Here is a 4590-nt window from a genome sequence, read left to right as displayed (position 1 = left end):
CTTTTCTCTTTTCTCTTTTCTCTTTTCTCTTTTCTCTTTTCTCTTTTCTCTTTTCTCTTTTCTCTTTTCTCTTTTCTTCTCGACCCCATTTTCCATATAACAATGTTGTTAAAGCTGGCTCAGGAACTGAGACAACAGGTGAGTTTCTAAAAGAGACTCAGCGTAAGAAAGGCTGAGCACGAAAATAAAACATCAATAATACGCCCTGATGCCACGGGCAAAAGGGTGGTTGAGCCTATGTTTCCCAACAGTCGTACCAGACCGCAAGAGGCTCATCAATCTGTGTCGCTCACTTCTGTAGCAGCTACAGATGCAGGAAGTGGACAAACCACCCCCATAAATACCTCCTCTGGACGTTCTGTGTTTCAAGGCCGTTCGATTACCTCGGTGACACCTGAAATAAGCGGTCAAAGTACCTTTACGGGGCATAATACTCAGCCCCAACATTTGTATCTGCCGACGGTTAGGCAAGTTTCCAGAGAAGTTATCGGTGCAGGTAACAGCTCATCACAGTTATTGGAGCGGTTTCGATCAAGTCAACTCGAATGCGAACTGGATAGGGCACGTATCCAACTGGCAGAGACTCAAGTAGATGCCTTCTTGATTGGAAATCAACTTGATGATCTTCTGAAATTACAAAGTGCATTGCAACAAGAATACGATTTGGCTTGTAAAAAGCTCAAGGCTTTAATGGAAAAGAATCAAGAGTATGAGGATACTATTACTCAGCAAAAAGATAATGAAGTTCGGTTGGAGGCAGAGCTGAATGACGTTTCCGAAAAAAAAGATAGAGCAGAGCAGCTTGAAGAGAAAAGGCGGAATGAAAAATTTACTCTGATGAAAAGAAATAAAAGGCTATTAACAGTAGCAAAAACATTTATAGAAAAGATAAAGGAGATGAAAGTCAAGATCGCCAGCAATGTTGATTTAATAAGTCAAATTGAGAATCTGCTAGTGCAACAAGTTGAGCTAGAGAAAACCATTGATGAAATAAAAAAAAGAGAGAGCGTCCATCTACAAGAAATCGCTAATTTTGAAAGAGAGAGAGAGCAAAAAGAAAATGAACTGCAAGAAGCAAAGGAAGGTTTGGCTAAAGCAAGCGATATTATTATATTTCTAAGCAACAAGATTGGTGGCATTGAAGAAAATAGAAATACGGAAAAAGGAGGATCTAAAGAAAAGCAAGGTGATTCTGAAAGCGTGAATGAGGCTGTTGCTAATATTCAAGCTAAACTGGATGCTGCTAATGAAGAAATAAAGGTGAAAGAAGAAGTGTATTTGAAAGACGTTTCTGCTCTTAAAAATAGATGTGAAAAATTAAAAAATAATGTTGATGAAAAAATGTTTTCATTGAGAGAAGCAAACAAAACAAACCAGTCCCTGCGTAAAGATATTGATGAGCTTGGCAGAAGCAAAGAATCTGTGGAAGAGAGCTTGAAAAAAACACAGCATGATCTTGAAAAAACCAAAAAAGAAGTGTCGCGATTAAAGAAAGCTTATTCTGACCAAAAGCTCGAACTTGATGAGTGCAATAAAGCAATAAAGATAAAAGAAGAAAAATATGTGCAGGATGTTTCTAAGATTAAAAACGAGTGTGAAAAGAAAATAAAGGATCTGCAGTGTCTTAAAAAGGAATTGAGCAATTCGAAAGAGGTCAGTTTGTCGCTAAGAAAAAAAATTGTTAAAGTGAATTATGATAAAGAGTCTGCCGAAAAGTCTCTTGAAAGTGCACAGTTGAGCATTGATGAATTGAATGCAAAGATTTCTGTTGCGTATTTGAATCATAAGAAGGAAGTGGAAAATATTGAGCTTAAATACAAGGAAGAGCTCCTTAAGTGTCAAAGTGAGCATAGGAGTGATCTGGAAAAATTAAAAAATGAACATTCTGAAGAAATAGCTGGGGTCGATGAAGAAATAAAGAAGGCGCTTGATAAACTCAGCCATGAGAAGGATGTTTTCTACCAAAAGAAAATATCAGATATTGAAGGTAAATATAAAGAACTGTTGATGAAAAAAGAAGAGGAATGCAAAGAAAGTATTCGTCAAATCAAGATAGATATCAAAATTGAACTTAATGCAGAGTATGAAGCAAGTCTGTCTAGCCTTAAAGATGAATATTTGATGAGGCAATACAAGAGGGAGCGGTTTTATATTAGTAATGTCGTTGATATGAAAATTAAAGAAAATGAGATGGAGAGAAGTTATAGGGAGGAGATAGATGATATTGAGCGCTCTCATTTAGAGGAACTGAAGAAAAGAGATGAATTGTATGTTGATGAGCTTCTTGAAGTAAGTCTCGATAAAAGTACAACAGAAAGTGCTTACAAGAAAAAGCTGGATGAAATAGAAAAAGGATATCAGAAATCCTTGCTCGATAAGCAGGAGAGCTTTCAGGAAATAAATTGGATTCATCGATCCAGGCTTGAGAAAAAACATCAGGAGCAAATAGAAGAACTTGAAAAAAAGTATAAAAGTAGAATAGATAGACTTGAACAAAGTCTTCTTGAATTGCAAGTACGACTCGAAGCGGCTCTGCAGGTGGGTAGTGAGTCAACTGCAGAGAAAACCCCCGATTATAGTGGCGGCATTTCTCCGGAACCCATGGAAATCACATATAATCCAGAGCCTACTGCTACGCAAAATGATCAGATAGTCAGTCCACGATTTTCTGATGTGTCAGATGGAGAGGTTGATTATGATACTTACCACGATGATGGCGGCAACGATCCTTACTATGACTCGCCGCAGGAAATGGCAGTTTATCAATCTCCATCGAAGTCCCCAGATCAAGACATTCATGGAAGTGTGACGTCTTCTTCCCCTGATATGATGGATTCAGAGTATCATGAGACGCCCCCAGATCTGGACACTATGTCTGTTGCAGAGGTTATTGTTTGTGATCAGGAAGTGAGTCAGGAAGAATTACTTGATCCGTTACCTGAATTAACATCCGAGGCGATTTTTGGAGACCTGAGACGAGAAAATCAAGAGCTCATTGCTCAAATTATTCAGAATGTGAAATTTGAGCGCATAATGAGGGGGGCAGAGATTAATAATAAGATGAGTGAGCTTTTAGAGCATCTTCGTAAGGAGGGTATCCCTCTGCCAGATTTACCTGGATTAAAAGCGAACACTGACTGGAATGTGAATCACATGCACTATGCTGTTTTTTGTTTGACTGATAAAATAATGTTAAATGTGCCGTGTCCATTTCTTGATATTCTGGATGTTAACTCTGAAGAATATCTTTTTGTCTTATTTTCAATTGCAAATAGAAGGCTCCAGAGACCTGTAGGCGCGCATCGCCACCCGCTGGAAAAAGTTATTCCGCCCAGTGTAAATACTATCAAATGTGCTAAAACATGCCTGAAAGCCCACAGTGATTTCTTTGTATGGTGTAATAATCCTGATTCCAAAGATTTACCATCTACTGTGATACCCAACATTATCCGGATACTACACCCTAATTCACCGGAATACCGATCATTGATAGCTTGTTATGTTTTAAAAGTAATGGAATTTCCCGTTGCCGATAAGTGTGCAGAGCGTTGTATAACATCACAACATCGTGCCCTCTTATGTAAACCAATGTATCAACTGAATAATGGTAAGTTTCCCATACCTTGGGAAGTAAAGAACAGGCTGAAAGCGACTTCATGGAATATAGATGTGGCTATTGAGCTGCTCACATCTGAAGGCTATAAACACAATGCGAAAAAGCCTTTGCAAACATTTAACGCTTTGAGTTACGCGAGAAAAGCCTCAAGTAACAGTGATATGGGTGCATACAAGGCTGCTTTACAGGATATTTTGAACTGCGAAACAATCAAGGATCTGAGTGCAGCTTTTAGACAGGATATGCAGAGAAATGGGAAATGGAAACTAAAACCTATACAGGGTACTGTTGTTGGGGATCAGGAAGTGAATCCACCTCAATTTTATCTTTCTTGTTTGTATCACTTAGGTTTTGAGTCTATGAAGTCTGAGTGCATAAGAAAACAAAAAGATCCTATTCTGAGATTAATTGATCGATGTGATGGGGAAGATGAGAGGCTGAAAAGAGTTATTGATGGAATTCTTACATTAAAACTGAACTCTTACGGCATCACTAGTTACAATCGGTTTATGCAGAGGTTAACTCCCTTTAGTCGTCTTTACCCCGATGTTTGTAAAAAAAATAATGATGAGATTAAGGCGCTAAGAAATACAATGTCGCCTATTGTATGGAAAGACGGTTCAATAACGAGAGCAGATGGGACAAGTACGGAAACCTCCGGAGATTTTCCTTCTACATCTGCTGCGGTTTCTACCAGTACTGCCAAACAATCAAGTTCTGAAAAGCGTGGCGCTACCAAGAGAACCCGAAAAAAAGCGACCCTATCAAAGAAAAGTAAGGCTCCACCCAGAAAAAAAAGAAAGACAATGGAGAGTGTAAATCAAACTGTGTGAGAGTGTGAATCTAACTGTGTGAGAGTGTAAATCTAACTGTGTCTCTGCCGTTGTTAAACAAATCGAGACTGTAGATAAAACTGTGTTTCTGCCTATCTTGAAACCTATTCAGGTTGAGGTAGGCAAACATGGATATCAAGC

Annotated in this window: 1 protein-coding gene; it reads left to right on the top strand. The window is 38.6% G+C overall.

Going from position 1 to position 4590, the window contains the following annotated elements; translation table 11 throughout:
* Positions 1-237 precede the first annotated feature (237 nt).
* Complete coding sequence (locus QMA35_RS20845; RefSeq protein WP_281649073.1) at positions 238-4449, top strand: hypothetical protein; 4212 nt, start codon at positions 238-240, stop codon at positions 4447-4449.
* The last annotated feature ends 141 nt before the right edge of the window (positions 4450-4590 follow it).

The sequence above is a fragment of the Parendozoicomonas sp. Alg238-R29 genome (assembly GCF_947331445.1).
Lineage (GTDB): Bacteria > Pseudomonadota > Gammaproteobacteria > Pseudomonadales > Endozoicomonadaceae > Sansalvadorimonas.
The sequence above is the reverse complement of the archived record's forward strand: the minus strand, read 5'-3'. Positions and strand labels throughout refer to the sequence as shown.

What these genes read in the sequence shown, in the direction of transcription:
- QMA35_RS20845 (WP_281649073.1), top strand. Translation starts at nt 238, where the DNA reads ATGTTTCCCAACAGTCGTACCAGACCGCAAGAGGCTCATCAATCTGTG.